Here is a 23959-nt window from a genome sequence, read left to right on the forward strand (position 1 = left end):
CCGGGGGGCCCGGGCGCCCCGGGGGGCCCCCGGGGCCCGCGGGCGCGCGCGGGGGGCCCCCCAGCGCCAGGGGCGGGCCCCGCGGGCCCACCCCGGCCGGGCCCCATCGCGATTGTCCGGTAGCGCCGGGCCGTGCCCGGCGGCTTCGGCTCAGTCCCAGGCCGGCGCGATGCCTTCCGGATTGGCCAGCCGATGCCCGCGGTCGAGCCTGGCAATCTGTGCCATGTCCTCCTCGGTCAAACGGATGGCCGCCGCTTCCAGATTGGAGGCCAGGTTCTCGCGCCGGGTCGAGGACGGAATCACCGCAAAGCCCTGCTGCAGTGCCCATGCCAGTGCGATCTGTGCCGGCGTGGCCTGGTGGCGGCCGGCGATGGCCTGGATCACCGGGTCCTTGATGACTTCGCCATAGGCCAGGCTCATGTAGGCGGTGACAGGGATGCCGTTCTCCTGCAGGAACTTCACCAGCAGGCGATTCTGCAGGTAGGGATGGATCTCGACCTGATTGGTGGCGATGGCGTCGGCGCCGAGGATGCCGATTGCCTTGCGCGTCTGCGCGATGGTGAAGTTGGAGATGCCGATCTCCCTGGTGAGGCCCTGCGCCCTGGCGTCGGCCAGCGCCGGCAGGTACTCCTCCATCGGCACGTCGACCTTGTCGTTCGGTGAGGGCCAGTGGATCAGCGCCAGGTCGACATGGTCGGTGCGCAGCTTCTTCAGGCTGTCGTGCAGGCTGGCCAGCAGCGCATCGCGCTTGAACTCGGTGATCCAGACCTTGGTGGTCAGGTAGATCTCGTCACGCGGCACGCCGGATTCGGCGATGGCCTGGCCGACCTCGGCCTCGTTGTCGTAGATCTGCGCGGTATCGATGGCGCGGTAACCGACGTCCAGTGCGTTGCGTACCGAGTCGATCACAGTCTGGCCTTTCAGGCGGAAGGTGCCGAGACCGAAAGCGGGGACAGTCATGGGGGAACTCCAGCTAATGGGGGGAAGGGCGCGGTAGATCCGCACAAGGGTAGGGCAGGGCCTGCATGCATGCCGGCAACGGTGCATTGCGCAGGCGTGGAGATGCGTCGGTAGTGAGCGGCGTCGTATCAGTGTGCGGTGATCGCGGTGCCCTCGGCGCGGTCGTCGATGCCGTCCCGACGGTCCAGGCGGCCGCTGAGCACGGTCAATGCATAGGCACCCACCACCACCAGCGCGCCCAGCCACGGCGTATGCATCAGGCCGACGTTCTCCACCACCAGGCCGCCCAGCGATGCGCCCAGGGCGATGCCGATGTTGAATGCAGCGATGTTCAGTCCGGATGCCACGTCGGTGGCCTGCGGCGCATAGCGCTGCGCCTGCTTGACCACATAGACCTGCAGTCCGGGCACGTTGCCGAAGGCCACCGCACCCAGGGCCAGCACCGTCAGCAACATCAACACCGTGTTGTAGGCGGTGAAGGTGAGCGCCAACAGGACCATGGCCAGCAGGGCGAAGATGCGCCTGAGCGCCGGAACCGGACCCATGCGGTCGGCCATGCGGCCGCCCCACAGATTGCCGATCGCCACCGACACGCCATACACCAGCAGTACCAGGCTGACCGCGTTGGCCGAGAAGCCGGTGACGTCCTGCAGGATGGGCGCCAGGTAGGTGAAGGCCAGGAACGTGCCGCCGTAGCCCAGTGCCGTCATCGCGTAGACCAGCAGCAGGCGCGGCTGGGCCAGCACGGCCAGCTGCTGGCGGAAGCGGGCGGGCGCGCTCTGCGGCACAGTGCGCGGCACGAACAGCGCCGCGCCGACCAGGGCGATCACGCCCAGGCCGGCCACGGCCAGGAAGGTCGCGCGCCAGCCCAGGTGCTGGCCGATGAAGGTGCCCAGCGGCACGCCGGTCACCAGTGCGACGGTCAGCCCGGTGAACATGATCGCGATCGCGCTGGCGGCCTTTTCTTTCGGCACCACCGCCGTGGCGATGATCGAGCCGATCGAGAAGAACACGCCATGGGCGAGGCCGGTCAGGATGCGGGCGACAATCAGCGAGGCGTAGCCCGGTGCCATCCAGGCGATGACGTTGCCCAGCGTGAACAGCGCCATCAGTGCCACCAGCAGGGTCTTGCGCGGCACGCGGCCGGTCAGCGCGGTCAGCACCGGCGCGCCGATGGCTACGCCCAGGGCGTACAGCGAGACCAGCAGGCCGGCCGAAGGCAGGCTGACCTGCAGGTCGGCGGCGATGGTCGGAATCAGGCCGACGATGACGAATTCGGTGGTGCCGATGGCGAAGGCGCCCAGGGTCAGCGCCAGCAGGGCGAGAGGAATGCCGCGGATCATGGCGGGCTCCGGAGGAAGGAAGGCGCGCAGTGTGCGCGGCCCACCTTTGCCGAAAAACCGATCTTCACGCCAATCACTCTTGCCTGGTGGTCAATAATGGCGCCATGAAGACCACCCTCGATGAAATGCAGGCCTTTCTGGCCGTGATCGACAGCGGTTCGATCAGTGCCGCCGCCGAGCAGCTGGGTCAGACCCCTTCCGGGGTGAGCCGGGCGCTGGGGCGGCTGGAGGACAAGCTGGGCACCACCCTGCTGACCCGTACCACGCGCCGGCTGCACCTGACCGCCGAAGGCGAGGCCTACCTGCGCCATGCACGGGCGATCATCGACGCGGTGGAGTCGGCAGAAGAGCAGATGGCGGCGCGCCGCGAGCGCCCGGCTGGACGCCTGCGGGTGGATGCGGCCATGCCGTTCGTGCTGCACGTGATCGTCCCCCTGGTGGCGGACTACCGCGCGCGATACCCGGAGGTGCAGCTGGAGTTGAACAGTTCCGAACGCTACATCGACCTGCTGGAACGACGCACCGACGTGGCCATCCGCATCGGCCCACTGGCCGACTCAACGCTGCACGCGCGCTCGCTGGGCCGCTGCCGGCTGCAGCTGCTGGCCAGCCCGGGCTACCTGGCCGAGCACGGTGAACCGGCCAGCGTGGCGGCGCTGGGTCAGCACACGCTGCTGGGATTCAATGAACCCGAATCGCTGAACCGCTGGCCCGTGCCGGGCGACGCCGACGGCCAGCTGCTGGTACGGCCGGACATCGCCGTATCCAGCGGCGAGACCCTGCGCCGGTTGGCGGTGGAAGGGGTGGGCATCACCTGCCTGTCGGACTTCGTCACCGAACGCGACCGTGCTGCCGGCACGCTGGTGCCGGTACTGGCTGCACAGACGCTGGATGTCTACCAGCCGATCCACGCCGTGTACTACCGCAACACGGCGGTCTCGGCGCGGATCAGCTCGTTCCTGGACCATCTCGGTGACGCGATGGTGCAGTCGGATTACCTGCGCTGAGGCATGCCGCGCTCGCCGGGCATGGCCCGGCGTTACCTGCGCGTTCCGCAGAGCCGGACCCATGCTCGGCTGCACAGGGTCCATGCAGTCCTTCAGGCCGCGCGCGCCAGCGCATCGCCGCTCGCCGCGGGGGGCGACAGATCGAACACATCCACCGCGTCCATCAACCGGTCCGCCTGCTGCTCCAGGCTGCGCGCGGCGGCGCTGGCCTCTTCCACCAGCGCGGCATTCTGCTGGGTCGCGCCGTCCATCTGCACCACGGTCTGGTTGACCTGTTCGATGCCTGCACTCTGTTCCTGCGACGCGGCGGAGATCTCGGCCATGATGTCGGTCACGCGCTGCACCGAGGCGACGATCTCGGCCATGGTCATGCCCGCCTGGCGCACGCGTTGTGCGCCATCGGCTACCTGGTCCACCGAGGTATCGATCAGCGTCTTGATCTCCTTGGCCGCATTGGCTGAACGCTGCGCCAGCGTACGCACCTCACTGGCCACCACGGCGAAGCCCCGGCCCTGCTCACCGGCACGCGCAGCCTCCACCGCTGCGTTCAACGCCAGGATATTGGTCTGGAAGGCGATGCCATCGATCACGCTGATGATGTCGGCGATCTGCCGCGAAGAGGCCTCGATCGCCCCCATCGTCGCCACCACCTGCGTGACCACCTCGCCGCCCTGCGAGGCAACCTCGTGCGCGCCGATCGCAAGCTGGTTGGCCTGGCGTGCGTGCTCGGCGTTCTGGCGCACGGTGGAGGTCAGTTCCTCCATCGATGCTGCCGTCTCCTCCAGGTTGGCAGCCTGCTGCTCGGTGCGGCGCGACAGGTCGTTGTTGCCGGCGGCGATCTCGGCGGCCGCGGCATGGATGCTGCCCGAAGTGTGCTTGATGTCGGTGACGATGGTGGCCAGCTGCGCCGCAGTCGTGTTGGCATCGCCAGCGATGCGGGCGAACACGCCCTGGAAGCTGCCGTGCATGCGCGCGCCAAGCCGGCCATCGGCAATCGCGCGCAGCATCGTTGAGACCTCGCCGAGATTCTGCTCGGTGGTGTGCATGAGCTGGTTCAGGCCCTCCACCATCGCGCGGAAGTCATGCTCGAAGCGCGCGCTGTCACCGCGCTGGCTGAAATCGCCGGCCGCAGCGGCGGCGGCAAGGCGGCGGATCTCGCCGTTGATGGTGCCAAGGTTGGCCTTGGCAGTATCCAGCGCTTCGGTGATGACGGCCTTCTCGCCTGGCAGGCGCTCCATGTCCTCGCTGAGATCGCCCACCGCATAGCGGCCCATGATCGTGATCGCGCGCATCTTCACCCGGATGTGCGCGTCGACCAGCGCGTTGCTGTCGGCCACCATGGTTCCGAATGCGCCAGGGAAGGCGCTGGCATCCATGCGATAGCTGATCGAGCCGGCGTCATGCGCCTTCGCCATTGCCGCCTGCGCCTCGAGCACGCCGCCCACCGTGGCCTGCACGGCCTGCATGGCCTGCGCCAGCCGGCCCACTTCATCGCGGCTGCGAACCTGCACGACGTGCTGCAGGTCGCCAGCGGCCACGGCGCGCGCAGCCGCCTCCACCGCCAGCACCGGTTGCACCACCGCGCGGCGCAGCCACCAGGCCAGGCCCATCAGCAGCAGCGCAGCGGCGACCACGGTCAGCACCGCGCACAGCAGCAGCATCTGCCTTGCCTGCTGCGCGCGCGTGGCCACCGCGGCCTCGGCCACCCGGGTGGCCTGCGTGCTCAGCGCGTCCAGCGATGCGGCCACCGCGCGGTCCTTGCCCCGCACCAGGGTATCGCCGGCAGTGGCATCGTAGCCGGCAGCAGCAAACGCCTGCAGTGCAGCGTGATAGTCCTTCTGCAGCTGCGCATGCAGGCCAGCGAAGGCGAGGGCGAGCTCGCGCGTACGGGTATCGGGGCTGCCGGCCAGCCCGCGTGCCAGTCCATCGACGATTCTGCCTTCGCTGTCGAATGCATCCAGATGACGCTGGCGCAGGACCGGATCGTGGCCCCGCAGCAGCACGTTCTTCCATTCCTGCACCTGGCCACGGAACTCGCGCTGCAGGCGTTCGGCATCGCGGCCATGGGCGACTTCGGCAGGCACCTCGGCAGACAGCTTCAGCCAGGCCGACGCCAGGCCGGCCAAGGCACACAGCAGGATGACGGCGAGGCCAAGGGATACGGCGCCGAGCAGCTTCGTCTGCAGTCGCGGCGCATGGGGAGAGGCATTCATGGGGCGAGATCTCGGAAGGGGGGCGATGCGGTATCGACCTGATCTCGCGTGCTCTGAAGTGCGATAAGGATCACATTATCGTTTCGTTCAACGAGGTGAAGGAAATGTTTCATAGGACAGATGTGTCCATATGGAACGAAACAGGACGCTCGACAGGGGATATAAATGTAACTATGGTTGTTACATGAAATCCTCGAACCCGCTTTCCGACGCGCTGCACGTGATGGCCCATCTCGTGGGCCAGCAGGGGCCGCGCACCTCCGAACAGCTGGCCATGTGCCTGCCGACCCATCCGGTGGTGATCCGCCGGCTGCTGGCACAGATGCACAAGGCCGGGTTGGTGCGCAGCACACGCGGGCACGGCGGTGGCAGCCAGCTGGCGCGCGATGCGACCCGCATCACGCTGCACGACATCTACCTGGCGGTCGGCGCACCGCCGCTGGTGCAGATCGGCACACGCGGCGCAGGTCGTGGCTGCCCGATCCAGCAACTGGTCGATTCGGCGCTGCTCGATGGTGCCCGCGAAGCGCAGCGATTGCTGGAACACCGGCTGCAGTCCACCACGCTCGACCAGCTCGGCGCGGAGTTCGCGCGCCACCTCGCCCATCACCGCTCCCTGGAAGGACACCATGAATCCTGAAGTGATCATCGTCGGCGGCAGTTACGCCGGCATCGCCGCGGGCCTGATCCTGGCCCGCGCACGCCGCGCGGTCACCGTCATCGACGCCGGCCTGCCCCGCAACCGTGCGGCCAGCCATTCGCATGGCGTCCTCGGCCTGGACGGCATCAGTGGTGCCGAGCTGTTGAAGACGGCGCGCCAGCAGCTGCTGGACTATCCCAGCGTGCGCTGGATCCATGCCGAGGCCGCGCACGCCACCGCCAGCCCCGACGGTGTCGAGGTCCGCACCGCGGATGGCCAGGTGCTGGCCGCACGCAAGCTGCTGCTGGCCAGTGGCATCAGTGACCAGCTGCCGGACCTGCCCGGCCTGGCCGAGCGCTGGGGCAGCACCGTGCTGCATTGTCCCTACTGCCATGGCTACGAAGTCGGCGGCGGAGCGATCGGCGTGCTCGGCGGCCATCCGATGTCGGCCGGCAAGGCACCGCTGTTCGCCGACTGGGGCAATGTCACCTTCTTCAGCCAGGCGGGGGAGATCAGTGAGGAGGAACGCGTGGCCATGCAGCAGCGTGGCGTGCAGATCGAGATCTCGCCGGTGATTGCCGTGCAGGGCGACCAGCCGACCTGGCTGGAAGTGGAACTGGCCGATGGCCGCCGCATCGCCCAGCGCGCGCTGTTCGTTCCAGCCACCCAGGCGATGGCCACGCCGCTGGTGCAGCAGCTGGGCTGCGCGCTGGTCGAAAGCCCGCTCGGCGTGCTGATCGAGGTGGACGCGATGAAGCAGACCTCGGTGCCGAACGTGTACGCCGCAGGCGACGCGACCACGGTTGGCAATATCACCCTGGCCGCCGCCGAAGGGGTGCGTGCCGGGATCGGCGTACATCACGCGCTGGTCAGCGAAGACAGCAGCGGGTGACGGAAAGGGCCGGATTCCGCTCTCTTGAACGACACCCGGCCCGCCCCATCAGCCTTTGACGCACAGCACCTGGCGCAGTGTGTGGACCACGTCCACCAGGTCGAGCTGGGCGGCCATCACGTCTTCGATCGACTTGTACGCCGCCGGCGATTCATCCAGCACGCCGCTGTCCTTGCGGCATTCCACATGCGCGGTCGCCTCGCGGTGCTGGGCCAGGGTGATCCGCTCGCGTGCCGTGCCGCGGCTCATCACCCGGCCTGCGCCGTGACTGCAGCTGTGGAAACTGTCTGCATTGCCCTTGCCACGCACGATGTAGCTGCGCGTGCCCATGCTGCCGGGGATGATGCCCAGCTCGCCCTGGCGTGCACTGACCGCACCCTTGCGGGTGACCAGCAGTTCCTGCCCGGCGTGCGTTTCCTTCTGCACGTAGTTGTGGTGGCAGTTGACGGCCATCGCCGCCAGCCGGAACGGCGGCAGCCGATGCCGCATCTCGGCCAGCACGCGCGCCATCATCGCCTCGCGATTGTGCCGCGCGTAGTCCTGCGCCCAGGACACCGCTTCCACGTAGTCGTCAAACAGAGGCTCGCCTTCCATGAAGAAGGCCAGGTCCTTGTCAGGCAGATGGAAACCGAGCACGCGGCGCTCCAGCTCGCGACGCGCCTGCTCGATGAAGTACGTGCCGATCAGGTTGCCGGTGCCACGCGAGCCGCTGTGCAGCATTACCCACACGGCATCCGTTTCATCCAGGCACAGCTCGATGAAGTGGTTGCCACCTCCCAGCGTGCCCAGCTGGCGATCGAGCTTGTCGGTGCGGATCCGGCGATGCCTGTCCTTGATCTTCTCCAGGCCAGCGGCCAGGCCGGACTGCACCAGCCGCGTGTGGATGCTGTCGGGCATGCGCTGATGCTCGCCACCGCGACCGTTGCCGACCGGGATGCTGCGCTCGATGCTGTTGCGCAGCTGCCGCAGGTCATCGGGCAGGTCGTTGGCCTGCAGCGTCGTGCGCACCGCGGCCATGCCGCAGCCGATGTCCACGCCCACCGCCGCCGGAATGATCGCCCCGCGGGTCGGGATCACCGAGCCGACGGTCGCGCCCTTTCCCAGGTGCACGTCCGGCATCACGGCCACCCAGGGCCCGACGAATGGAATGGCGGCGATGTTGCGCAGCTGCTCATGGGCCTGCGCTTCCAGCGGCACGCCGTTCACCCAGCCCTTGATCGGCGTGGTGCCCTCGGCATGCAGCCATTGATAGGTGTGTTGTGTATCCATGTTGCAATCCATCTCCATGATGGGCCGGCGGCGCGTCCCTGCGCCGCCCCAGCCCCCTACTTCATCGTCACCAGCTGCTTCAGCACGCCATCCAGGCCGCCGAACACGGTGAGCTTGTCGATCTTCTCGGTGACCTTCTCCAGCGCCTCCAGCTCCTTCAACCGCATCAGCACCGGGTTGTCCTCGATCAGCCTGGCGGTATTGAGCTGCGAGCGGGTGGCGTTGGCCTCCTCGCGGCGGCGGATCACGCTGGCCTGTGCCTGCTTCTCGGCCAGCACCACGCCGTTGAGGATCTCCTTCATCTCGCCCGGCAGGATCACGTCCTTGATGCCGACACCCAGCAGCTGCACACCGTGGCCCTCGATCGCGGCGCGCACGTGCGCGGCGATCTCACCGTCCAGCGCCGCCTTCTCGCCCAGCAGCTCATCCAGGCTGCGCGTGGCGATCGCCTGGCGCAGGCCGAACTGCAGCTGCCGGTAGATGAACTCGTCGGCGTTGCTGAGCGTGCGGTGTGCACGCACCGGGTCGACCACCTGCACGGTCGCGGCCAGGTTCACCCGCAGGGTCACCTTGTCGCGGCTGAGCAGCTCCTGGCCGGACACGTCGAGCGAACGCGCGCGCAGTTCGACGCGCTCCACCGACACGTTGCCGTTGAAATTCCAGAACGCGTGCAGTCCGGCATCCAGGGTCTGTCGCAGCGTACCGTCGACGAACAGCAGGCCGACCGATTCGCTCGGCACGGTGCTGATCACCGCCACGCGCGGCAGTACGCCCAGCTGGCCCAGGCGCTGCTGCACGTCGGCCGGCACGCGCGGTTCGTCACCCAGGGCCATCACGCGCACCTCGGTGTCGACCGAACCCCGCCAGTAAAGATGGCGGCTGCCGGGCGGCAGGACATCGTCGATACGGCCATTGCGCAGCAGCAGAGCCACCTGTGCAGCGCCGATATCGGCCAGCACGAAGTGTTCGTGCAGCTGTGCTCCCAGCGCGTCGATCAGGCTGTCCTGGTCGCTGCCGTTGTAGGCGCTGCCCTTCGATGCGTTGTGCACGGTCACCTGCGGCGAGCCGCCGAACCGCGACAGGCGGTGCACGCCCGGCAGCAGCACCTGCTGGAAACGACGGTTGCGATACACCAGGCCGCGCTCGCCGTCGCCGATCACGACCTTGATGGTCCAGAACATGGGAGTCTCTCCTTGTATGGCTCTGGTGGTTCGACCCGATGGAAATCCGTCGCCGTGACCCGGGCCGATCAGGTCGTGGCGAGGCGGCCACCGGTGGACGGTCCGCGCGCGGAGCCTTCGGTGCGCCGGCAGTACCGCCATGGGCGCCGCCGGCAGGCAGCACCGGGGTGGACCAGGGCGGGCAGTGACGGCGAACCGGGGCCCGGCGTGCGGTCCGTTGCTTCCACTTCTCCGCCCGAAGGCGATGTCCGTGGATGGCGACGATGGCCGCTGGGACGTGCGTCCCGGGTGTTGCTTCAAGTCATGACGTGACAGGTCATGTGGTTTGGAGTGGGAATTGAACCCACGACAGACGGACTCAGGATCCGTTGCTCTGACCAGGCTGAGCTATCCAGTTGGGAATCGCGCGGAATCGAACCGCGTGCCGGCGAACCGGCGCCTGCGACCTGCAGGCGATCCAGGCGAGGGCATGTCCGCGACCTCCGGCATACGCTACGGCAGCGCCGCGCGCACCAGCCCGCCATTGAAACGGGACCGTTGGAAAATCGAGGGTGCAGGCCATCGACATTATCGGCGGGCGATAATGTTGTGAGGCAATGCAGATAATGTCCGGGCACGGCCGCGCGCGCGAAGATAAACTCCGGCGTGCAGGTAATGGCCGATCAGTGTGCGGCGGAATGCCGCGCGGGGTGCAGTTCTGGCATCGCGGGTCCTTGTGCCGACGCAAACGAAAACGCCCCCGGGGCATACGTTCCGAGGGCGTCGTCAAGCCTCGGAGATCGGGGTGGCCGATCTCCGCAGGGCGGGTATCAGGCCGTTGTGGGCAGTGCTTCCTTGCCGGACGCGCGCGCCAGCACATCCATGCGCAGGCATGGCAGCAGTGTGGCGATGGCGGAGAAATGCGCGTTCAAGGGAAACATCCAGGCGGGTGTTGAAACGAGGTGCGCACGATAAACCACGATTTAGTCGTGCGCAACCATTTTGTTGAATTATTTTCTTCTGCCCGATGCCGGAGCCGGCCGGCGACCGCCCCCGGCCAATCTCAGCCTTCCGCGCTTGCCGCGTCCAGCTGCGCGACATCCTGCACGCTCAGCGATACATTCGCCGCGGCCAGCAGGTCATGCAGCTGTTCGACGCTGGTGGCGCTGACGATCGGCGCGGTGATCGACGGCCGTGCGATCTGCCATGCCAGTGCGATCTGTGCCGGGCTGGCAGTGTGCTTGCTGGCCACGTCATCCAGCGCTTCCAGGATGCGCAGGCCGCGCGGGTTGAGATAACGCTTCACCACGTTCTCGCCCCGCGCCGGACTTTTGCCCGCATCGGCTGCCGTGCGGTACTTGCCGCTGAGGAAGCCGCTGGCCAGCGCGTAGTAGCCGATCACGCCGATCTGTTCGCGCTGCACCAGCGGTTCCAGCGCGGTCTCGTAGCCGGCGCGGTCGTAGAGGTTGTACTCCGGCTGCAGGGTTTCGTAACGCGGCAGCTTGTAGTCGGTGGATACCTTCAGCGCATCGGCCAGGCGGGTGGCGCTGTAGTTGGAGGCACCGATGGCGCGCACCTTGCCGGCTTCGATCAGGCGACCGAACGCGGCCAGCGTGGCTTCCAGCGGTGTCGACTCATCATCCTCGTGCGCCTGGTACAGATCGATCACATCGGTCTGCAGGCGACGCAGCGAGTCTTCCACCGCCGCATTGATGTTGTCCGGGGTCAGCCCCGGGCGCTCGGCCCATTTGCCGACCTTGGTCGCCAGCACCACCTTCTCGCGCTTGCCGCTGCGGGCGAACCACCTGCCGATCAGCGTCTCCGATTCGCCGCCTGCATTGCCGGGCACCCAGGCCGAGTACACGTCGGCGGTGTCGACCAGGTTGAAGCCGGCGTCGACGAAGGCATCGAGCAGGGCGAAGCTGGCCTTCTCGTCGGCGCTCCAGCCGAACACGTTGCCTCCGAAGGCGAGCGGACGTACATGCAGGCCGGAACGGCCCAGTTCACGGGTTGCCGTCATGGGCACGGTCTCCTTGGGGGAAGTGCTCCAGAATAGAACGCGTTGTGTTACCGCGCTGCGGCGCTGACCACAAAACAGTGTTCCGCGACGGGCGCGCGGCTAACGATTTGTGAACACCTGGCGCGCGGTGACTGCTAGTCTCGCCGCATCATTCCGCTGGAGTCGCCCCGATGATGCCTGCTTCGTCCCTGCGTGGTTGCCGCCTGTTGCTTGCTTCCGCCCTGCTTGCTGCCGTGCCCGCGTACGCTGCGCCGACCTTGGTGGCGCCGGCGCAGATCCAGGTATCGCCCGCCATCGACGCTGCGGTGAAGGCGTCGACCCGTGATCCGGCCAACGTCAAGCGTGATGGCTACCGTCATCCGGCACAGTCGCTGGCCTTTTTCTCGGTGGCACCGGAGAAGACCGTCATCGAAATCACTCCGGGCAACGGTTGGTATTCGGAAATCCTCGCGCCGCTGCTGCATGACAAGGGCCGGTACGTGGCAGCCGTGGTTGACCCGATGGCGGTGGCAGAAGGTCGTGGCCGCGACTACCAGCAGCGCAGCCGCGATGGCCTGGAAAAGAAGTTCGCCGGTGCGCCGGCACAGTTCGGCAAAGCAGTCGTGGTCGCCTACGATCCGGCCAAGCCGGTGTTCGGACCGGCCAACTCGGCCGATGTGGTGCTGACCTTCCGCAACGTGCACAACTGGCGCAAGGCCGGCCAGGCGCAGGGCATGTTCCAGGGCTTCTTCAACGTGCTCAAGCCGGGCGGCGTGCTGGGCGTGGTGGAGCACCGCGCCAAGGCCGATGTGGCCGACGATGATGACACTGGTTATGTCGGCCAGCAGCAGGTGATCGCCTTGGCCGAGGCCGCCGGCTTCAGGTTGGATGCGCGCAGCGAGATCAATGCCAACCCGCGCGACACCAAGGATCATCCCAACGGCGTGTGGACCCTGCCGCCGACCAACCAGCATGACAAGGCCGACGCCGCGAAGTACCAGGCCATCGGCGAAAGCGATCGCATGACCCTGCGCTTCATCAAGCCCTGAGGCGAAGCCTCGCAGCCGCAAGCGGCAATGGACACACGTGTATCCGCCGGGCCTGGCCCGGCGCGACAGTCAAAGGAGTGAGCGGTTGAAGAAGATCCTGTACATCGTGATCGCAGTACTGGTGCTGGTACGCCTGTTCGACTTCACCTTCCATGGCGGCAATACCTATGACCTGCTGGGCGCGGTGGGGTTCGCGGTGCTGTTGATCGGCATCCTGCAGGATGAACGCGCGCGCCGTGCGAGCCCGCCATTGGCGTCTCAGCGGCGGCGGGCGGCGATCGCATCGGCCTGTGGCATTGCGCTGGTGCTTGTTTCGTTCCTGCTGAAGTGGAAAGTCTTCGGCTGAGGCGCCCGTGATCGCGATGGCAGCGCCGGGATGGGACAATGCCGCATCCACCGCCTGCCGTGCCTGCGATGCTGATTGCCTTCAACAAGCCGTTCAATGTGCTGTGCCAGTTCACCGATCGCAGCGTCCCGCCGCGCCCGACCCTGGCGGGGTTCGGCCTGCCGCCGCGTGTCTATGCGGCCGGCCGGCTGGATCATGACAGCGAAGGCCTGCTGCTGCTGACCGACAACGGTCCCTTGGCGCACAGGTTGACCGACCCGAAGCACAAGGCCGACAAGACCTACTGGGTGCAGGTGGAAGGCACGCCTGGCGAGGAACAGCTGCAGCGCCTGCGCAGCGGCGTGATCCTCAATGATGGGCCGACCCTGCCGGCGAAGGTCGAACGGCTCGATCCCGCGCCGGAGCTGTGGACGCGCGATCCGCCCGTGCGTTTCCGCAAGACCGTTGCCGATACCTGGCTGGCGATCACGATCCGCGAAGGGCGCAACCGCCAGGTACGGCGGATGACCGCCGCCGTGAACCTGCCCACCCTGCGCCTGGTGCGGGTGGCAATGGGTCCTTACCGGCTGGATGATCTGCGCCCCGGACAGTGGCGGCAGATCGGCTGAAACGAAACGGGCCGGAGATCACCCACAGGCGATCTCCGGCCCGGATGCAGCCGCCTGCCTCAGGCGTCGCTGCCGATATCGCTGTGCTCGTCGACCACGGTGTCGTTGCGGCGGTCGCGGGCACTGATGCGCTGCGCCTGGCCATCAACGACCTGACCATTGGCCGCCTTCTTCTTCTGCTGCTTGCGATACAGGGCATAGCCGAGCAGACCCACACCCACTGCCGCGGCGGCGATGGTCACTGCCGGATTGCGGCGGGCGAACTTGGTGGCAACCTTGCCACCGGTCTTCACTGCGCCCAGTGCGGCTCCCGTCTTGATCCAGTCGCTGGCCTGCGGACCCAGATGGCGCAGGCTGCCGCCGGCACTCTTCAGGCCGTCGCCCGCGGTGTGGGCCAGGTCCAGGGCGCGCTCCAGGGCGCGGTCGGTAATCACGGTCAGTCTGCTCATGCGGGGGTCCTTTGCCTCGGGTCGAAGTCCAGTGTGGCGCGTTGCCCGTAAACGGTATGTCAGTCGGGCAGTCACACGGCGTGACTCTACGCGCTCCATTCAGGATCAGGCAGGATTGCTATGTTCCCCGTGGTTTGGCCCGGTGGGTGGCGGTGGCCGTCCACGGGTCGTCCGGCCAGGGATGGCGGGGATAGCGGCCCTTCATCTCTTTCTTCACCTCGGCATAGGTGTTTTCCCAGAAGTTGCGCAGGTCCTGGGTGACCTGCAGCGGACGACCGCCGGGTGACAGCAGGTGCAGGGTCAGTGGCACGCGCCCATCGGCGATGCGGGGAGTGTCTGCCAGTCCGAACAACTCCTGCAGCTTCACGGCCAGCACCGGTGGCAGCGGTTCGCCGGACTCGCTGTCCAGTGCATAGGTGATGGGCCGCTCCAGCCCGGAGGGCACAGTGATGCGGCTTGGCGCATGCCGCTCCACGAGCTGCCGCTGTGACCATGCCAGGGGCGACTTCAGCGCTTCTGCGAAGCTGGCTTCGTCCAGCGCATCGAGGCGGCTCTTGCCGGCAAACGCAGGCTGCAGCCACCGCGCGCGGGTGGCGAGCAGCGTGGCATCGCTGCAGTCGGGCAGCTCCAGCTCGGGCATCCAGCGACGCAGCGACTCCACCCGTGCCTGCCATTGGCGCAGGGCCTCGGTCCACGGCAGTGCCTGCAGGCCGAGCTCGGCAACAGCCTCGGTCAAGGCGCCGGCCGCGTGTTCCGGGTCGACCCGGCCCGCCGAGCGACTGTCCAGCACGATGCGATCGAAGCGGGTTTCGCGCAGTGCGACCAGCGCACGCCGTTCGCCGTCCCAGCGCACCGTGTCGGCGGTGACGAAGCGCTGCGGGTAGATCCTGCGCAGATGGTCCTCATCGACCGGCGCGGCGCGCAGCAGAAGCGCATCGCGGGCCTCGAAACGCAGTTCGCTGGCGACCAGCCACGGTTCGCCACGCAGATCGCTCAGTTCATGCAGGCGCGCGCTGCGCCCGTTGGCGAGCAGGTAGCGCAGCGGATCGCCCGGATGCTGGAAGCCGATGCGATCGGGAAAAGCGTGCGCCAGCAGATCGCCCAGCGCGTGCGCTTCGATGCTGGCAGGGGGCGCGGCATCGCAGCGCAGCCGACGCCGCCACTGGCGCGCGGCGGCATCAATGGCAGCCAGTCCACCACGACTGGCATCGGCCGGCGCGCGGCCAGCACGGAACGCGGCCAGCGCGCGCCAGCGTGCCGCCAGTGCATCGCCGCCCTGGCGCAGGGGGTCGCGTGCTTCCAGCAGCGCCGCCAGATCGGCCGCCAGCGCCTGTGCGTGCGGGTCAGGGGCGGCGAGCAGCATCGCGGCCATGCGTGGATGGGTACCCAGCGCCAGCACGCGTCGGCCCAAGGCGGTGATCGCGCCCGACTCCGACAACGCGCCCAGGCGGTGCAGCAGCTCGCGCGCCGCACCCATCGGTCCGCTTGGGGGCGGATCGAGAAAGCGCAGGTCGCTGCTGCCCCACGCCGCCAGCTCCAGCGCCAGTCCTGCCAGTTCGACCTGGTCGATCTCGGCACGCCGCTGAGGCTCCAGCCGCTGCGACTGCGGCCACAGGCGCCAGGCCACGCCCTCGGCCACGCGGCCGGCACGACCGGCACGCTGGTCGGCCGAGGCCTGCGCAATGGCCACCACGTCCAGGCGGGTGAAGCCGCTGTTCGGGTCATAGCGGGGCTCGCGTGCCAGGCCGCTGTCGATCACCACGCGCACGCCGGGCAGGGTCACCGAGGATTCGGCCACGTTGGTGGCCAGCACCACGCGGCGGCGGCCCTCATCTGCGGGTTGCAGCACGCGCGCCTGCTGTTCCACCGGCAGTTCGCCATGCAGTGCCAGGACCTCGGTGTTGCCGCCGATCGATTCCTGCAGACCGGCCTGCACGCGGGCGATCTCCCGCTGGCCAGGCAGGAACACCAGCACGTCGCCCGGGTGCTCGACCAGCGCCTGCTGCACTGCGCGGCGGACCTGCAGTTCCAGCGATTCTTCGCGACGCGCCGGGAAGTGGCTTACGGTCACGGGGTAGCTGCGGCCCTCGCTGCTCAAGCGGGGTGCGTCGAGGAAGCGTGCCAGCCGCTCGCCATCCAGGGTCGCCGACATGACCACCAGCCGCAGGTCGTGGCGCAGCTGTGCCTGTACGTCCAGCGCCAGTGCCAATCCCAGGTCGCCGCTGAGGTGGCGCTCATGGAACTCGTCGAACAGGATCGCGCCCACCTGTTCCAGCAACGGGTCGTCCTGCAGCATGCGGGTCAGGATGCCTTCGGTCACCACCTCGATGCGGGTGCGCGCGGACACCCGGTTCTCGAAGCGGATGCGGTAGCCGACCGTATCACCGACCTCCTCGCCGAGCTGCCTTGCCATGAACATCGCTGCGCTGCGCGCGGCCACCCGGCGCGGCTCCAGCAGGATGATCCTGCGGCCCTGCAGCCACGGTGCATCGAGCAGCGCCAGCGGTACCTGGGTGGTCTTGCCGGCGCCCGGTGGTGCCTCCAGCACGAGCCGTGGCTGTGCGGCCAGATGCTGCTGGATCTGCGGCAGCAGCGGAGAAATGGGGAAGTGCGGGGCGTTCATGCGCAAAGGATAAGGGGCCACGCTGGGCGCGGGTACAATGCGCAGGCATATTTCCTCCGCGATGACCATGCACCTGATCGATATCGGCGCCAATCTGACCCACGACTCCTTCGACCGCGACCGCGACGCCGTGCTGCAGCGTGCCCGCCAGGCCGGGGTGGTGCAGATGGTGGTCACGGGGGCCAGCCGCGAGCACTCTCCGCTGGCGCTGCAGCTGGCCCAGCAGCATCCGGGATTCCTGTATGCGACGGCCGGCGTACACCCGCATCATGCGGTGGAGTACACCGAAGAATGCGATGCAGAGATGCGCGCCCTGCATGCCCACCCGGAAGTGGTGGCGGTCGGCGAGTGCGGACTGGACTACTTCCGTGACTTCTCGCCGCGACCTGCCCAGCACCGTGCGTTCGAGCGCCAGCTGCAGCTGGCGGCGGAGAACGGCAAGCCGCTGTTCCTGCACCAGCGCGACGCGCACGCCGACTTCATGGCGCAGATGAAGAACTTCGAGGGTCGCCTCGGGCCGGCGGTGGTGCACTGCTTCACCGGTGAACGGGAGGAGTTGTTTGATTACCTCGACCAGGACTGGTACATCGGCATCACCGGCTGGCTCTGCGACGAGCGTCGCGGGGCGCACCTGCGCGAGCTGGTGAAGAGCATTCCAGCCGATCGCCTGATGATCGAGACCGATGCGCCGTATCTGCTGCCGCGCACGCTCAAGCCGATGCCGAAGGATCGCCGCAACGAACCGATGTTCCTTTCGCACATCGTCGAGGAGTTGGCCCGTGATCGTGGCGAGGATGTCGTGCTGACCGCAGCCCATGCCACGGCGGCAGCCCGTGCCTTCTTCCGGCTGCCCGACGCCGACACGACACGTCAGCCGTGAATGCCCGGATCCGGTAACGCTCGGCCATGCCCGGCGAGCGAAGCGGCAAGATCCGTCAGCCCTTCCCGATACGTCGGAAACTGCGGCGCCCACCCCAGCGCTTCGCGCGTACCGCGGCTGTCGATGCGCTTGCTGCCTTCGTAGAAGCGGCGCAGGGCCGGGCTCAGCGCCGGGTCGTCCCACGCCATTGCCGGTGGCATCGCAAAGCCTCCCAGCTGCGCGGCGAAGGCCAGCACGTCCTGTGGCGGTGCCGGCTCATCGTCGCTTGGCAAGTACAGCGCCTGCAGGGCGGGTCGCCGCATCGCCGCGATGATCACCGCCACCAGGTCCTGCACATGCAGGCGGTTGAACAACAGGCCCGGCTTCAGCACATGGCGGGCACGTCCCTGCGCGAGCTGCACCAGTGCGTTGCGGCCGGGACCATACAGCCCGGGCAGCCGGAACACTGCCGAGGCGATGCCGCGCCGGCTGGCCAGTGCGCGCCATTGCGACTCCGCGCGCAGGCGCTGCAGGCCCGCAGGCCCGGTGGCGTCGGCCACGATGTCCGCATCGATCCAGCCGCCCTGGCGGTCGCCGTACACCGACGTTGACGACAGATAGCCCACCCACTGCAATGCGGGACTGTCTTCCAGTGCCGTGCGCAGCATGCGCACTGCCGGGTCGCCGTCGGCATCGGGCGGTATGCTGCCCAGCACCGCATCGGCGCGCGCGATGTCATCCAGAAGCGCGGGTGCAGGTGCTGTTCCAGCGCAGAGTCGATGGCAGCGCAGGCCATCCACGGCTGCCGTGGCCGGATCGCGTACGGTGCCGGCGACCTGCACGCCCAGCGCTTCCAGGCGAGCCGCCAGTACGCGCCCGCTCCAGCCCATGCCCAGGATCAGCACCCGTCCGGGCAACGGACCGGCCGGCAGCGTCAGGCTCACGCCCGGCGCTGCGCCTGGTAGGCCTGCAGGCTGCTGTAGGCGACCTGCAGCAGCACGCCCTGCTGGCCGGCGCTGCGTGCACGCGCCAGCATGTCACCGACGATGTGGCCGGCCTCCACCTGCTGCCAGGCCTCCAGGTCACGCAACATCGAGGCCTTCAATGCCGAGCCGGCCTGGGTCAACGTGCCGCGCGCAGTGTCCTGCGCTGCCGCCGGGACTGCCTCACCGGCCGCCTCCGCCACGGCCAGGCACTCGTCGTACAGGCCCTGCACGATGGCCGTGCCATCATCGGTCGCGACAATCGTGCCGATGTCCGCGCGCAACAGGCAGGTCGCCGCGGCAAGCGCGGTGAGGAAGGTGTACTTGATCCACTGCTCCTGGCCGATGCGTTCGCTGGCCAGGTGATCGAGGTTGGCCTGCGTGCAGGCGGCGGCGAAGGCACGCACGCGCGCCGAGAGTGCGCCACCGTCGCGTTCCCCGAAGGTGAGCTTGGCGGGTTTTCCCAGATGCACCACCGCACCGTCCGGTGCCTTGGTCGCACTGATGAAGCACAGCCCACCCAGCACCGCCTCGCGGCCGAAGCGTGCATCCAGATCGTTGTAGTGATGCAGCCCGTTGAGGATCGGCAGCACGGTGGTGCGGGGGCCCACCGCCGGCGCGATGGCCTCGATCGAGCTGTCCAGGTCGTAGGCCTTGCAGCTGAGGATGACCAGGTCGAAGGGCCTCTCGCGGGCCAGCGCGGGCAGCGCATCGGCTGTCACGTGCTGCACCGGGAAGGCGGCATCGCCGACTGGACTGCGGATCACCAGTCCATCGCGTGCAAGCTGCCCGGCGCGGGCAGGGCGGACCAGGAAGGTCACGTCCACACCGGCCTGGGCCAGGCGGCCGCCGAAGTAACCGCCGGTACCGCCGGCGCCGAGAATCAGGATGCGCATTGCACGTTCACCGTTGTCTGCGGAACCAATGTTGCGAGTGTGCCGGGGATCGCGACCCCGGCGATCGGCGCTCAGCTGCGCATGCCCACGCCGCGGCGCAGCAGCCACAGCGCCACCGCCGTCAGCACCACCACGAAGCCGATCATCAGCGCGTACGCGACCCACAGCGGCACGTCACTGCTGCCCAGCAGGCCGTAGCGGAACGCGTTGACCATGTAGAAGATCGGGTTCGCATGGGTCGCTGCTTCAGCCCAGGCCGGCAGCAGCTTCACCGAATAGAACACGCCGCCCAGATAGGTCAGCGGGGTCAGGATGAAGGTCGGAACGATCGCCACGTCGTCGAACTTCTTCGCGTACACGGCATTGATGAAGCCGGCCAGCGAGAAGATGGTGGCGCCCAGCAGCACCGTGGTCAGTGTCACCAGCGGGTGCGGGATGCGCACGGGGGTGAAGAACATCGCGATGATCAGCACGATCACGCCGACCATCAGGCCGCGCAATACCGCACCGGCCACGTAACCCCACAGGATCACCCAGTTCGGCATCGGGCTCACCAGCAGCTCTTCCACGTGGCGGCCGAACTTGGCGCCGAAGAAGGACGAGCTGATGTTGCCGTAGCTGTTCTGGATCACGCTCATCATGACCAGCCCGGGCACGATGAACTGCATGTAGCTGTACCCGCCCATCTCGCCCACGCGCGAGCCGATCAGGCCGCCGAAGATGAGGAAGTACAGGGTCATGGTGATCGCCGGCGGCACCAGCGTCTGGCCCCAGATGCGCATGATCCGGGTCACTTCGCGGCGCACGATGGTCAGCAGCGCGACGCGGTTGCGCTGGCCGTCGGTCAGCTCGGTGGTGCTCATGCGGATTTCTCCTGATTGCCGGTGAGGCGCACGAACAGCTCCTCCAGGCGGTTGCTCTTGGTACGCATCGAGCGCACGCGGATGCCGGCTTCATTCAGCGCGGCGAACACGCGGTTCAGATCCATCGCCCGTGGCATGTCGATGTCCAGGGTGTGCGCGTCGGGCGCGCTGAGGGTTGCGCCCTCGATCGCCGGCAGCTGCACCGGCAGATCGCCATCGATGTCCAGCAGGAAGCCTTCCACGTCCAGCTTGGCCAGCAGCGCACGCATCGGCCCCTGCTCGACGATCCGGCCGTGGTTGATGATCGCCAGATGCCGGCACAGGTACTCGGCCTCCTCCAGGTAGTGGGTGGTGAGGATGATCGTCGTGCCAGCCGCATTGATCTCCTTCAGCACCCGCCACATGTCGCGGCGGATCTCGATGTCCACGCCCGCGGTCGGCTCATCCAGGATCAGCAGGCGGGGACGCGTCATCATCGCGCGGGCGATCATCAGCCGGCGCTTCATGCCGCCGGACAGGGTGCGGCTCATCACCTGCGCCTTCTCCCACAGATGGGCACGCTTGAGTTCCTCTTCCGCGCGCTGCTCCGCTTCCTCGCGCGGTACGCCATAGAAGCCGGCGTAGTTCACAAGAATGTCGAAGGGTTTTTCGAACAGGTTGAAGTTGATCTCCTGCGGCACCAGGCCGATCAGGCGCATGGTCGCGCCGCGGTTGCGCACCAGGTCGCTGCCGAACACCTCCACCTGGCCCTCGCTGAGGTTGACCAGGGAGCTGATGATGCCGATCAGGGTGGACTTGCCAGCCCCGTTGGGGCCCAGCAGGGCGAAGAAGTCGCCCGGGGCGACCTCCAGCGAGACCCCCTTCAGGGCCTGGGTTCCGTTGTCGTAGGTTTTGCGCAGGTCGCGCACGCGCAGGGCGGGCGCCGTATCGTTCAGGGATGCCAAGCTCGAAGCCTTCGCGCCTATGGGCTGGCGCTGGAGAGGGGCGGGGAAGGGCTATTATAGAAGACCCCGAGGGCTTGCCCCGGCTACACACTGTCCCGAAAAGTCGTGCCTGTTCAATTCCCCCTCAAGCTGGTCGGCCGCCGCATGCTGGCCCCGACCGTCGGCCACTACCAGTTCGTGCGCGACGATGGCCAGCCGCTGGATTTCCAGCCCGGCCAGTTCATCCAGGTCCATTTCAGCTACGCCGATGGCACCGAGACCAAGCGCAGCTATTCCCTGGCCACCCTGCATGATCACGCACTGGGGCCCGGCGAAGCCGTGGATATCGCGGTCAGTTTCGTGCCCGGCGGCGCCGCTACAGCGCTGTTCGAGGCGCTGGAAACCGGCGGCCAGATCAGCGCGTCCGGCCCGTACGGGCGGTTCTGCCTGAACCCCGGCGATCACAACGCGCGCTATCTGCTGATCGCCACCGGTACCGGCGTGACCCCCTATCGCTCGATGCTGCCACTGCTGGAAAGGGCCATGACCGAGCGCGGCGTGCAGGTCGTCCTGCTGCAGGGTGCACGCAGCCCGGGCGAACTGCTGTACAGCGAAGATTTCTACAGTTTCGCCGAAAAACACGCGAACTTCCGCTATGTTCCGTGCCTGTCGCGGGAGTTGCCGGAACAGGCCCACGCCGACGTCCATCATGGCTACGTGCAGCAGGCCCTGGCTGGTTTCACGCCGGACCCGGCCACCGATATCGCCTACCTGTGCGGCAACCCGGACATGGTCGATGCCTGCGCCGAGCTGCTCAAGGCGGCCGGGCTGGGCAACCCGCAGATCCGCCGCGAGAAGTACGTCAGTAGCAAGTGAGTGCGCTGCGGAGAGGCGGCGCCAGCCGCCTCCCGCAGACCGCGCCGGTCTCAGTACGGCACCCAGGCATCACGCCAGGCTGCGCCCACGCCCGGCCGGTACGCGTCGGCGTTGACGTTGCACCACGCGCCTTCAGGGAACGGGCGGCAGGCATACAGCCGGCCATCGCTGCCCTTCACCACGGTCTGCCCGGGTACATAGCTGCCGATGCCTGCCGGGTACACGTAGTCGAAGTCGCCGCCCGGCGAAGGCGTGCCCGGATCGGGTACCCGGGTGTCCAGCTGGAAGCGGTTGCCTTCTTTCAGATAGACCCGGTTGCCGGTCGCCGACGCCGTCGGCGTGATTGTGCCGTTGGACAGTACGCCCACCCGAGCGTGCTGGCTGGCGCCATTGACCTTGCGGGCCAGCACCAGCGGCCACTGCGCGGCCGCCGTCTGGCCGCTGGCCAGTGTGGCCTCCACCCGCTCCACATCGTTGCCGCTGGCGTTGAACACGCGCAGCGCCAGGACGGTGCCGACCGGCAGATCGCCACGCGCGGTGAGCGGGCCGGCATCCTGCCACTGCGATACCGGGGGAGTACTGCCGCCCTCGAAACGCACATCCATGCAGGTGTAGAACGCTTCGGTCGAATCCGCGCGCTGCCACGTGTTGTAGATCACGTGCTGGCCCGTGCGCTGTGGCAGCGGGCACTGCAGCCTGTACGTGCCATCGGCGGACAGCGGGGTGTTGCCCAGTGTGCAGAACTCCTGCAGGTCCGCCCAGCGCAGAGGACTGCCCGGTGTCCAGCCTTCGCGGGTAACGAAGAATCGCCAGTCACGCGTGGCATGCGGTGCGGTGGCCTTGAACACGAAGGTGAACCTGCCGTTCGCATCGGGTTGGATCGGCGTGGTCTGCCAATCACTGCGGTTCAGATCCAGGCCGCGGAAGGTCGGGTTGTTGCCGCTGCACAGCGTGCCGTCGGGTACGACGGCCTGATGGTTGCCATTGGCGTTGGCCTGGTTGATGCCGTTCCAGTCGTAGAACGCCTGCGAGCCGGCGAGTGCTTTCGCGGCGGCGCAGGCCGGGTTGGTTGGATTCTCCGGATTGCCCTGGAAACAGGCGTAGACGCGACTGGCCGGCGTGGTCATGGTGCCGTGCGCGAATGCGCTGCTGGCCAGGCAGATCAGGCCGGCGGCTGCGAATGAGCTGGCCAGCACAACACGTGTGGATCGGAATGACATGGCGCATCCTTGTGGTCGTCGATGGGAACGGTGACCGCAGGCGTTGCGCTGCGCAGCGGACGGTCGGCGGCACCTCGGCGAGTATCGAGGTGCGCTGCATCGCGCGGTACCTTGGAAGTGCCGTTCCGTGACTGCCTGCGTGAAGCCTTTCCCACAGGCTTCACGCAGGCCTGAACGGATGCGCAGAGGGTCACGCGTCGTGCGTGGTGCCGATCACGCGACGCCGTGTGTCAGCGCGTCCTGATCCATCCGGTCCGCCTGGCACGAAAAACACCCGTAGCCTGCGTTGTGCAACTGCACGAAGGCCACCGCGGGATCGGCGAACAGCACATCGAGCTGTACCCCGACCTCGTTGCCGGGGCAGACCTGCCCGCTGATCATCAGTGCATCCTCGTCGTAGGCACGCAGTGAGATAAGCCGTCGCTCGACGTAGGGCGGAACGACCCCGGCGGGCAGGACGCAGCGCGTAGCGCCGCGCTGCACGAAGATCGGACCGGACGCGCGATAGGGTGAGTGCGTGGCCAGGTGGGTATGGGGCAGCAGAAGCAGTTCGGCGCCACTTGGGGGATCGGCCAGGCTGACCCGGCACGGATGGCCGCCGCGATCCCCGGCCCAGCGTCGCAGGATGCCCTGCGCAGCCAGCGCGCGGTCGCTCTGTTCGAACAGGTGCTGGAAGGGGCGGTGATCGAGGCCGCTGAGGTACCACGCGTTCATGGGAATCTCCTGGGCTCGCCATGAGTCTGCGTGGCCGACGGCTGCGCTGCTCGCCATGATGCGACGC

At 67.8% G+C, this 23959-nt stretch carries 22 protein-coding genes and 1 tRNA gene; 8 read left to right on the plus strand and 15 right to left on the minus strand.

What is annotated here, in order from left to right:
- Window positions 1–150: 150 nt before the first annotated feature.
- Together dkgB and ACVOME_RS15435 are read right to left on the minus strand one after the other, a co-directional pair.
- On the minus strand, window positions 151–960 hold the full coding sequence (gene dkgB / locus ACVOME_RS15430; protein WP_111187193.1) for a 2,5-didehydrogluconate reductase DkgB: 810 nt from the start codon (window positions 958–960) through the stop codon (window positions 151–153).
- Between the two features lie 128 nt (window positions 961–1088).
- A complete protein-coding gene (locus ACVOME_RS15435; RefSeq protein ID WP_053518114.1) occupies window positions 1089–2303 on the minus strand; it encodes an MFS transporter in 1215 nt (404 codons plus the stop codon).
- Between the two features lie 104 nt (window positions 2304–2407).
- Here ACVOME_RS15435 and ACVOME_RS15440 point away from each other — a divergent pair, with 104 nt between their 5' ends.
- Window positions 2408–3310, plus strand: coding sequence for a LysR family transcriptional regulator (locus ACVOME_RS15440; protein WP_065181435.1), 903 nt, complete (start codon window positions 2408–2410; stop codon window positions 3308–3310).
- Between the two features lie 92 nt (window positions 3311–3402).
- On the opposite strand, the gene ACVOME_RS15445 is transcribed toward ACVOME_RS15440, so the two are convergent.
- Complete coding sequence (locus ACVOME_RS15445) at window positions 3403–5523, minus strand: methyl-accepting chemotaxis protein (protein WP_481505254.1); 2121 nt, start codon at window positions 5521–5523, stop codon at window positions 3403–3405.
- A 184-nt stretch (window positions 5524–5707) separates the two neighbouring features.
- Here ACVOME_RS15445 and ACVOME_RS15450 point away from each other — a divergent pair, with 184 nt between their 5' ends.
- Together ACVOME_RS15450 and ACVOME_RS15455 are read left to right on the plus strand one after the other, a co-directional pair.
- Window positions 5708–6163: an Rrf2 family transcriptional regulator gene (locus ACVOME_RS15450; RefSeq protein WP_053518119.1), complete on the plus strand. Its 456-nt coding sequence runs from the start codon at window positions 5708–5710 to the stop codon at window positions 6161–6163.
- A complete protein-coding gene (locus ACVOME_RS15455; protein ID WP_481505255.1) occupies window positions 6153–7055 on the plus strand; it encodes an NAD(P)/FAD-dependent oxidoreductase in 903 nt (300 codons plus the stop codon). The genes ACVOME_RS15450 and ACVOME_RS15455 overlap by 11 nt, the downstream gene beginning before the upstream one ends.
- 48 nt (window positions 7056–7103) lie before the next feature.
- Here ACVOME_RS15455 and ACVOME_RS15460 read toward each other — a convergent pair whose 3' ends face one another.
- The 4 genes from ACVOME_RS15460 to ACVOME_RS15475 all read right to left on the minus strand — a co-directional run bounded on the left by ACVOME_RS15460 (window position 7104) and on the right by ACVOME_RS15475 (window position 11504).
- On the minus strand, window positions 7104–8324 hold the full coding sequence (locus ACVOME_RS15460) for an RtcB family protein (protein WP_164150472.1): 1221 nt from the start codon (window positions 8322–8324) through the stop codon (window positions 7104–7106).
- Between the two features lie 56 nt (window positions 8325–8380).
- Window positions 8381–9505: a slipin family protein gene (locus ACVOME_RS15465; RefSeq protein WP_481505256.1), complete on the minus strand. Its 1125-nt coding sequence runs from the start codon at window positions 9503–9505 to the stop codon at window positions 8381–8383.
- Window positions 9506–9826: 321 nt separating this feature from the next.
- A tRNA-Gln gene (locus ACVOME_RS15470) sits at window positions 9827–9900 on the minus strand.
- Between the two features lie 647 nt (window positions 9901–10547).
- A complete protein-coding gene (locus ACVOME_RS15475; RefSeq protein ID WP_180876485.1) occupies window positions 10548–11504 on the minus strand; it encodes an aldo/keto reductase in 957 nt (318 codons plus the stop codon).
- Window positions 11505–11674: 170 nt separating this feature from the next.
- Here ACVOME_RS15475 and ACVOME_RS15480 point away from each other — a divergent pair, with 170 nt between their 5' ends.
- From ACVOME_RS15480 to ACVOME_RS15490, 3 genes are all read left to right on the plus strand, one after another.
- Window positions 11675–12532: a class I SAM-dependent methyltransferase gene (locus tag ACVOME_RS15480; RefSeq protein WP_197600232.1), complete on the plus strand. Its 858-nt coding sequence runs from the start codon at window positions 11675–11677 to the stop codon at window positions 12530–12532.
- Between the two features lie 85 nt (window positions 12533–12617).
- Window positions 12618–12878 (plus strand): hypothetical protein, encoded by a 261-nt coding sequence (locus ACVOME_RS15485; RefSeq protein WP_065174290.1) that lies wholly within the window; start codon window positions 12618–12620, stop codon window positions 12876–12878.
- Between the two features lie 68 nt (window positions 12879–12946).
- A complete protein-coding gene (locus tag ACVOME_RS15490; protein ID WP_065174511.1) occupies window positions 12947–13486 on the plus strand; it encodes a pseudouridine synthase in 540 nt (179 codons plus the stop codon).
- A gap of 59 nt (window positions 13487–13545) precedes the next feature.
- On the opposite strand, the gene ACVOME_RS15495 is transcribed toward ACVOME_RS15490, so the two are convergent.
- Together ACVOME_RS15495 and hrpB are read right to left on the minus strand one after the other, a co-directional pair.
- The gene (locus ACVOME_RS15495; protein WP_065174291.1) at window positions 13546–13935 is read right to left on the minus strand and encodes a hypothetical protein; all 390 of its coding nucleotides are present in this window, start codon (window positions 13933–13935) and stop codon (window positions 13546–13548) included.
- Window positions 13936–14053: 118 nt separating this feature from the next.
- Window positions 14054–16558: an ATP-dependent helicase HrpB gene (hrpB, locus tag ACVOME_RS15500; protein WP_279942685.1), complete on the minus strand. Its 2505-nt coding sequence runs from the start codon at window positions 16556–16558 to the stop codon at window positions 14054–14056.
- A 67-nt stretch (window positions 16559–16625) separates the two neighbouring features.
- Between hrpB and ACVOME_RS15505 the strand changes: the two genes are divergently transcribed.
- The gene (locus tag ACVOME_RS15505; protein WP_065174512.1) at window positions 16626–17438 is read left to right on the plus strand and encodes a TatD family hydrolase; all 813 of its coding nucleotides are present in this window, start codon (window positions 16626–16628) and stop codon (window positions 17436–17438) included.
- Here ACVOME_RS15505 and ACVOME_RS15510 read toward each other — a convergent pair.
- The 4 genes from ACVOME_RS15510 to ACVOME_RS15525 form a co-directional block, all read right to left on the minus strand.
- A complete protein-coding gene (locus ACVOME_RS15510; protein ID WP_481505257.1) occupies window positions 17429–18361 on the minus strand; it encodes a Rossmann-fold NAD(P)-binding domain-containing protein in 933 nt (310 codons plus the stop codon). The two genes, ACVOME_RS15505 and ACVOME_RS15510, sit on opposite strands and share 10 nt — an antisense overlap.
- Entirely contained in the window at window positions 18358–19296 is a 939-nt protein-coding gene (gene panE / locus ACVOME_RS15515; protein WP_481505258.1) for a 2-dehydropantoate 2-reductase, read from the minus strand. Before panE ends, ACVOME_RS15510 begins: the two co-directional genes overlap by 4 nt.
- Before the next feature lie 71 nt (window positions 19297–19367).
- The gene (locus tag ACVOME_RS15520; RefSeq protein ID WP_053519566.1) at window positions 19368–20159 is read right to left on the minus strand and encodes an ABC transporter permease; all 792 of its coding nucleotides are present in this window, start codon (window positions 20157–20159) and stop codon (window positions 19368–19370) included.
- Window positions 20156–21124 carry an ABC transporter ATP-binding protein gene (locus ACVOME_RS15525; protein ID WP_481505263.1) on the minus strand — a complete coding sequence of 323 codons (969 nt, stop codon included), beginning with the start codon at window positions 21122–21124 and terminating at the stop codon, window positions 20156–20158. The genes ACVOME_RS15520 and ACVOME_RS15525 overlap by 4 nt, the downstream gene beginning before the upstream one ends.
- 84 nt (window positions 21125–21208) lie before the next feature.
- Here ACVOME_RS15525 and ACVOME_RS15530 point away from each other — a divergent pair, with 84 nt between their 5' ends.
- On the plus strand, window positions 21209–21958 hold the full coding sequence (locus ACVOME_RS15530; protein ID WP_080375334.1) for a ferredoxin--NADP reductase: 750 nt from the start codon (window positions 21209–21211) through the stop codon (window positions 21956–21958).
- Between the two features lie 50 nt (window positions 21959–22008).
- Here ACVOME_RS15530 and ACVOME_RS15535 read toward each other — a convergent pair whose 3' ends face one another.
- Both ACVOME_RS15535 and ACVOME_RS15540 read right to left on the minus strand, forming a co-directional pair.
- Window positions 22009–23178 (minus strand): lytic polysaccharide monooxygenase, encoded by a 1170-nt coding sequence (locus ACVOME_RS15535; protein ID WP_481505259.1) that lies wholly within the window; start codon window positions 23176–23178, stop codon window positions 22009–22011.
- A gap of 213 nt (window positions 23179–23391) precedes the next feature.
- On the minus strand, window positions 23392–23892 hold the full coding sequence (locus ACVOME_RS15540; protein WP_481505260.1) for a DUF1203 domain-containing protein: 501 nt from the start codon (window positions 23890–23892) through the stop codon (window positions 23392–23394).
- Window positions 23893–23959: the final 67 nt, after the last annotated feature.

It is taken from the genome of Stenotrophomonas sp. STEN008 (genome assembly GCF_056760435.1).

Bases quoted from the DNA above. Each gene is read 5' to 3' on its own strand.
- ACVOME_RS15440 (WP_065181435.1), top strand. From the start codon at position 2,408: ATGAAGACCACCCTCGATGAAATGCAGGCCTTTCTGGCCGTGATCGAC.
- hrpB (WP_279942685.1), bottom strand. From the start codon at position 16,558: ATGAACGCCCCGCACTTCCCCATTTCTCCGCTGCTGCCGCAGATCCAG.
- ACVOME_RS15465 (WP_481505256.1), bottom strand. From the start codon at position 9,505: ATGTTCTGGACCATCAAGGTCGTGATCGGCGACGGCGAGCGCGGCCTG.
- ACVOME_RS15520 (WP_053519566.1), bottom strand. From the start codon at position 20,159: ATGAGCACCACCGAGCTGACCGACGGCCAGCGCAACCGCGTCGCGCTG.
- ACVOME_RS15435 (WP_053518114.1), bottom strand. From the start codon at position 2,303: ATGATCCGCGGCATTCCTCTCGCCCTGCTGGCGCTGACCCTGGGCGCC.
- ACVOME_RS15445 (WP_481505254.1), bottom strand. From the start codon at position 5,523: ATGAATGCCTCTCCCCATGCGCCGCGACTGCAGACGAAGCTGCTCGGC.
- dkgB (WP_111187193.1), bottom strand. From the start codon at position 960: ATGACTGTCCCCGCTTTCGGTCTCGGCACCTTCCGCCTGAAAGGCCAG.
- ACVOME_RS15495 (WP_065174291.1), bottom strand. From the start codon at position 13,935: ATGAGCAGACTGACCGTGATTACCGACCGCGCCCTGGAGCGCGCCCTG.
- ACVOME_RS15460 (WP_164150472.1), bottom strand. From the start codon at position 8,324: ATGGATACACAACACACCTATCAATGGCTGCATGCCGAGGGCACCACG.
- ACVOME_RS15505 (WP_065174512.1), top strand. From the start codon at position 16,626: ATGCACCTGATCGATATCGGCGCCAATCTGACCCACGACTCCTTCGAC.
- ACVOME_RS15475 (WP_180876485.1), bottom strand. From the start codon at position 11,504: ATGACGGCAACCCGTGAACTGGGCCGTTCCGGCCTGCATGTACGTCCG.
- ACVOME_RS15490 (WP_065174511.1), top strand. From the start codon at position 12,947: ATGCTGATTGCCTTCAACAAGCCGTTCAATGTGCTGTGCCAGTTCACC.
- ACVOME_RS15535 (WP_481505259.1), bottom strand. From the start codon at position 23,178: ATGTCATTCCGATCCACACGTGTTGTGCTGGCCAGCTCATTCGCAGCC.
- ACVOME_RS15450 (WP_053518119.1), top strand. From the start codon at position 5,708: ATGAAATCCTCGAACCCGCTTTCCGACGCGCTGCACGTGATGGCCCAT.
- panE (WP_481505258.1), bottom strand. From the start codon at position 19,296: ATGCGCATCCTGATTCTCGGCGCCGGCGGTACCGGCGGTTACTTCGGC.
- ACVOME_RS15540 (WP_481505260.1), bottom strand. From the start codon at position 23,892: ATGAACGCGTGGTACCTCAGCGGCCTCGATCACCGCCCCTTCCAGCAC.
- ACVOME_RS15455 (WP_481505255.1), top strand. From the start codon at position 6,153: ATGAATCCTGAAGTGATCATCGTCGGCGGCAGTTACGCCGGCATCGCC.
- ACVOME_RS15480 (WP_197600232.1), top strand. From the start codon at position 11,675: ATGATGCCTGCTTCGTCCCTGCGTGGTTGCCGCCTGTTGCTTGCTTCC.